We start from the raw sequence: 5,432 nt of genomic DNA on the forward strand, positions 1-5,432 counted from the left end.
CCAAATGGCAATTTGGTAGGTGTCCCCGGCTTCAACTGCTGCCGAGAGCGCCATTTCCAGCGTGATGGTTTTGGTCGAATTCGCAAAGTCGGCGATCTTGCGGCCTTCCCCTTGAGGGGCCAGCCCGTCGGTCGTCGATGTGATATATATTTTCCTACCGTTCCAGTAGTCATCCGCCTGGGTCAAAGCAGCGGTATCGATGACTGTGGTTTTGGACCCGCCTGTCGCGGTGCCGCTGATCCGCACCTCATCGCCGATTTGCTGCCGAATCAGTTCCCTCAGCTCTGCCCGTGTTTTGGTCATTATACCTTGCCTCCGCTCTAGTCGATCTTGGCTTCTGTTCGTGAAAGCCGCTGTAAAATGTCAATCTTTCAGAATGCCAGAGGATCGTTTGCGCCTTCGCCGTTAATTCGCACCTTGATGGTTGACTGTGACCAGAGGCGCTTGATCTCATCTGTGCTGATAATCCGTTTCCAGATGCGCACATCGTCAGTTTCACCAGTCAGGTAGTAACCGGCCGGAAGCCGGCCGATATAAAAAGTCTCGGTGTTGTCTATGCTGGCCCCGCCCTGCTGTCCCTGGGTGTTGTATTCGCCATCAAGGTAGAGCTTCAGGCCGGTCGAGGCGTCGCTTCTGTCAACCGTCATAACCAGCAGGTGCCATTTCCCGTCCGAGATCACGCTCCCCAGCACCGAGACATTGGTCGAAGCGTCCCGGACCTTGCCATAGAATTTTCCGGTTGCATCAACACCCAGAAAATAACCGACCGAGCCGTATTTGCTCACCAGTATCGAGGCTGCTGCGGCATTGATTCTCGCCCAAACAGCTACTGAAAAGTCGCTGGTTCCCATGTTCAGGAACGCGCTGGTGGAGATGGCGACCTCCTGTTCGGAAGCGGCCGCAAATTTACCCGCGTTCCCATACCGGCCCCTGCTCCAGGTCCCGTCAAAGGCGCCGGTGTTGCTATTGCCGGAAAAGTCGTTGACCGCCGTTCCAGTGCCTTCGTCAAACCGCCAATGAGCAGCCAGGTCTGTGTTTGAGATCCTCGGCGGACCCTCAAGCTTGACCTGGGGGGTTACGAGAGCCGCAACGAGCAAGATGATAAATGCAGATCCGCTTTTCATTATTTTCCTCGGATAATGCAAACATCTGGGATTGTGGCTGTTTTTGCGTAAAACGTATCGGCTGCGGTATGGCGGATCGGGATGTAGATGCTGCCGCCGGCGAACAGGAAAACCCAGTTTGTGATGCGGTTGGTGCGAAATTGCAGATTGACATTCGCGACGACCGTCAGCCCGTGCGGGAAATCGTTGTTCAGCAGAATTGACCTTGCCGTGGCTTTCAGATTTTGCAGCGAATCGCTCCTGGCTACATCCCAAAGGGCCGCACGCAGCGCCCCGGTCGAGTCGACCTTGGCCGTCAGCAGATGTGAGTAATTCACCCGGCACTTGTCGCCGGCTGTCAACGTGGCATTGAATACGAGCCGGAAATTGTCGATAATATCCGTCCGGCTTGTCCCCTCGCTGACGGCGCGGGTGAAGTACCGCTGACGGGTGATGTCGGTGAATTTCACCGTCGCCCAGGTCCCGGACTTGGAAACGACGGTGATCTCGTAGGCGAAATCGTTTGAAGCGCCGGTCCGGACTGCGGAATCAAGAACAGCACCGGTCAAGTTGACGAGGCGAACCGTCCCGATGTCCGAATAGCCGAGGATTGCCGTCTGGGCCTGGGATCTCACCCTAGGCAGCAGGCACATGAGGGCCATGAGGATGAAGGTTGCTTTTTTCATGGTCGCCTCACAGGTTTGTGACGTTGCCGCTGATGTTCACGGCAAGGGTCGCGTGGCCAGTGCCGCCGGTGGTGTCCGCGGCCTGAATCATCAGGTATTTGCCGGTAAGGCCTGCCAGCGGGTGACTGGCCTTCTCGCCCTTGAGGACAGTGAATTCAAGAGCTGTGCCGGCCGCAGCTGAGGCTTCCTTTAGATCGGTGGTCGCCGTCGGCGCGGAACCGCTATCCGCGATGAACACCTTGACCTTGGCCCCTTCGGTTGTCCCCGATTCAGTCAGGTGCAGGGTCAGGTCGCTCATCCCTTCGATATTGACCGCGTTGCCCTTGTCGGCATAGCTGGTGCTGGTCAGAGCCGTGGCTGAAAGAACGGTTGCGGCAAGCGGCCGGATGGTTTGGCCGCTAACGGTCGGCAAATTGCCGGTGACGAAAGCGGTAATCTGCGCATCGGTTCCCGCCGCACCCTTCGCGTACAGCAGCAGATATTTCCCCGAGACGCCGGCAAGAGAAAAGCATCTTTTTTCGCTGGCGGCAAGGGTGAATTCGCTTTCCGCGCCATTCGCGCCGACCAGTTGAAAGAGTCCCGTGCTGGCGCTGGGCGCACTGCCGTCGTAGGCGATATAGGCCCTGACTTTCGCCCCCTCCACACCGCCCGATTCAACAACGTGGAGGGCCAGGTCAACCATCCCTTCGATGTTGATAGCGCTGCCGATCTTTCCATAACTGGACCCGAGAGCCGTGGCTGTGGCCAGGATGGATTTTCTGACAGGCACTCGTAAGAGCTTTCCCATGGGTCATTTGCTCCTTTTTTTGCGCTGCTTCGGCTTGGCCTTTACAGCAGATGGTTCGGTCTCGATTGCTCCGATGGACTGGATGACAACCGGCTTTGCTGGGGAATCCTCGGGCTGGGGATAAATAACCGCCCAGGGGACTTCGGTTTTCAGGAAATACTCCCGCCAGGTATCAGGATAGGGACCGCTCAGCTGGCCCGGCTCCAGGTGCATTTGCAGCGTGCCGCCTTGCGGTCCGATTATCATGAGGTCGTGGGGGATGTTGTCCCTGTTCTTGATAGTGAACATGTTTAATCCTTTATCTTGATTCCAGCCAATAGAAAATCTATGTCGATTTGGCGGTTTTTCCATCGATCCCAAATTTGTTTTACTAAGACAATAAACTCGTCGTGAGTGAGGTCTCTTTTGACTTGATTTATTTTAATGCTGACCCATTGTAAATTTTCAAGATTGTTCACATAGTCAGGAAAGCGCGAAACTGGATATTTGTGATCCAGCGACATATTTATACCTGGGATAAGATGCTCGCCTGAATAGGGACAGGTGAAATTTTGCTTTGCCGCTAACTTTTTAAGAAATTCCCAATTCTTTGTACTGCCAGTATTCCGCTGGGCAACTTTTTTATACCAATGCGCTTCACAAAATTGAGTGTGATTCTTCATAATTGGATTTGAGCATTTAGTGCAAAGTCTTTTTGCTTTTTGCAGGGTTCGCCAAGTCCTTTGATATTGATTTTTCCATTCTCGGTTATTTTGTTGCCATATTTTTTGCGAATCTGCGATTTCATTGCGATGGGCTTTATAATAGTTATGCCTCATCGCTTTTGCCTCTTCGGGATGTTCTTTGCGCCATTTTTGAGTATAGGCACTTCTTAAATTCCGATGATTCTGGTCGCACCGTTTTTTTATGACTTTTCTTTCAGCAGGATGCTCTACTCTCCATTGAGCGGTTAGTTTATTTTGACATCGTTTGCAGTGCGGATACAATCCATCCCTGCGCCTGTAAAAGAATTCTGTCGTGGCCGGATATTCAATGCCACATTTTGAGCATCGCTTGGTCATAATGTTGGGGCGGCCTATGGCCGTCCCTTAACTTGGGTGATAGTCATTTAGCTGATCATGAGTTTACCAAGGGTTTTCGTTTGAGTCACTTTAAATGCAGCCCTGTGATGAATCATTACAGCCTTTGTCTTTGTGTCCGGGACCCAATTTGGCCCGAGGAGCACAAAGGGCACATAGACATAGTAGTGGACGCCGGCCTGGTTTGTGCCGACGGCCACCCTGGAGCGGCGGGCATTGGGCGAGATAAACACTTCGCAGCCCGAGACGTTGCCGACAGAACGGCTGTTGAGGTGCATCTCGTTACGGGCGACGTTGTATTTGGTCCACCCTTCCGACAGCCAATCCATGAAGCGGCTCCGGTCGGCGCGGCTCCAGACCATCCAGTTCGGCTCCATGTTCCCAGCGAGGCTGGTTTCATCGACCACCAGGTCGCAGTAATAGAGGAACCGCTTGTTCCATTCGGCCTGGGTATAGCCCCCGTCAGGAGTGGACTGAGCAAAGGTCTGGCTGCCGCCGGTCGCGTCATCGACCACTTCATAGAGCACCTTGCGGTCGATCTGGTCGATGATCGCTTTCTTGATCGCCGAGACGATAAGGGCCAGGTAATCGAGCCCGCCGCCGCCGTCTTTCATGGCCATCTGCATGTCCTCGATGAGGGAAATGTCGAGACGGGCGCCCAGGTCATAGTCGTCCGCCGTGGCGGTCGTCTTACTGATGCCCAGGTAGGTCTTGTCCTCGGCGGATCCTGCGGTGGCCCCTGTGACCGGTTTCTCGACGAAGAAACCGACCTGGCCGGCAGTCAGGGTGCCGGAATCAGCCACCGAGACAGCGGTGACATCGGTGCATTTCTGGCCGACGTTGGTCGGGGTGCAGCGTTTGATCGTGCCGGCCGCATCCGTGGTGAGGAAGGTCACCGTCCAGGTTGCAGCCGCGCCGTTTTCATCCGTGCCGGTGATGGTAACGACCATGTTGGTCCCGGCGGGGACTTCAATCAGCCGGGCGAAGAGGTGATCGGCATACTGGTTGCTGGCCGCAGCCAGAGCGCCGTCATCCACGAAATCGCCGTAGGTGGTGGGGCTGGCGGTTGTGGCGACCAGGGAGGTGGGGCTGGCTTCATCGACCCAGCCGAACTCATGCTGACCGCGCTTGAAAACGCTGTCATCGGTGGGATAGCCGACCTCGAAGATGTCCTTGGTGCTGGAGGTCATATCCCCGGTCTGGCAGATCTGCATGGCGATGGTTTCCGGCCAGGCCGCGTAGATGATTGCAGCCGCGACCTCATGCGGCAAATTGGTGCTGATGACGCCAGAGGTGGTCCCTTCGTTAGCCTCAGTCAGCAGCGGGGCAATAGCCCTGTTGATCTCCTCGGAAAGAAGCATGTTATGGAGCATCCCGCCGGCTGCGAACAGGTCGTTCTGGACCTTGCCGACGAAATCCATATAATAGAGCTGCTTCTGGATCAGGGGATTGAGTCTGTCCTGCCAGGATTCGAGCAGGAAGCGGCCGCCTTCATACACCGGGCGGCCGAACACCTTGGCCAGGATCAGGTCCCGGATGCGGGTGGACCCGCCGGTGATCTCCCTGGTCAGGCCGACCTGACGCGCTTCGGTGGTCAGGGTGCTGATGACGGCCGGATCAGTGATGATTTTCTGCTGGGTCTGCATGGTCGATTTGAGGGCTTCGGCGATTTCGGCCTTGCGCCGGTTGAAGGCATTGGTGACGGCCTCCTCCAGCTTCAGTTTGGCCACATCGTCGTTCTCCTGCTCGGCCATGATCCGGTCTGCGACAGCGGCGA

At 55.6% G+C, this 5,432-nt stretch carries 7 protein-coding genes; all 7 read right to left on the bottom strand.

The features are described from left to right. The coding region (locus PLH32_18210; GenBank protein HQJ66543.1) for a hypothetical protein at nt 1–303 on the bottom strand (303 nt) is incomplete at its 3' end. Between the two features lie 68 nt (nt 304–371). Further along, complete coding sequence (locus PLH32_18215; GenBank protein HQJ66544.1) at nt 372–1,124, bottom strand: LamG domain-containing protein; 753 nt, start codon at nt 1,122–1,124, stop codon at nt 372–374. Next, nucleotides 1,124–1,789, bottom strand: a complete 666-nt coding sequence (locus PLH32_18220; GenBank protein HQJ66545.1) for a hypothetical protein — start codon at nt 1,787–1,789, stop codon at nt 1,124–1,126. Before PLH32_18220 ends, PLH32_18215 begins: the two co-directional genes overlap by 1 nt. Nucleotides 1,790–1,796: 7 nt before the next feature. Then, entirely contained in the window at nt 1,797–2,576 is a 780-nt protein-coding gene (locus PLH32_18225) for a hypothetical protein (protein ID HQJ66546.1), read from the bottom strand. A 3-nt stretch (nt 2,577–2,579) separates the two neighbouring features. Continuing rightward, on the bottom strand, nt 2,580–2,864 hold the full coding sequence (locus PLH32_18230; GenBank protein HQJ66547.1) for a hypothetical protein: 285 nt from the start codon (nt 2,862–2,864) through the stop codon (nt 2,580–2,582). A 2-nt stretch (nt 2,865–2,866) separates the two neighbouring features. After that, nucleotides 2,867–3,637, bottom strand: coding sequence for a hypothetical protein (locus tag PLH32_18235; protein HQJ66548.1), 771 nt, complete (start codon nt 3,635–3,637; stop codon nt 2,867–2,869). Between the two features lie 47 nt (nt 3,638–3,684). Continuing rightward, on the bottom strand, nt 3,685–5,432 hold a 1,748-nt coding region (locus tag PLH32_18240; GenBank protein ID HQJ66549.1), incomplete at its 5' end, for a hypothetical protein.

It is taken from the genome of bacterium (assembly GCA_035419245.1).
GTDB lineage: Bacteria > Zhuqueibacterota > Zhuqueibacteria > Residuimicrobiales > Residuimicrobiaceae > JAKPUX01.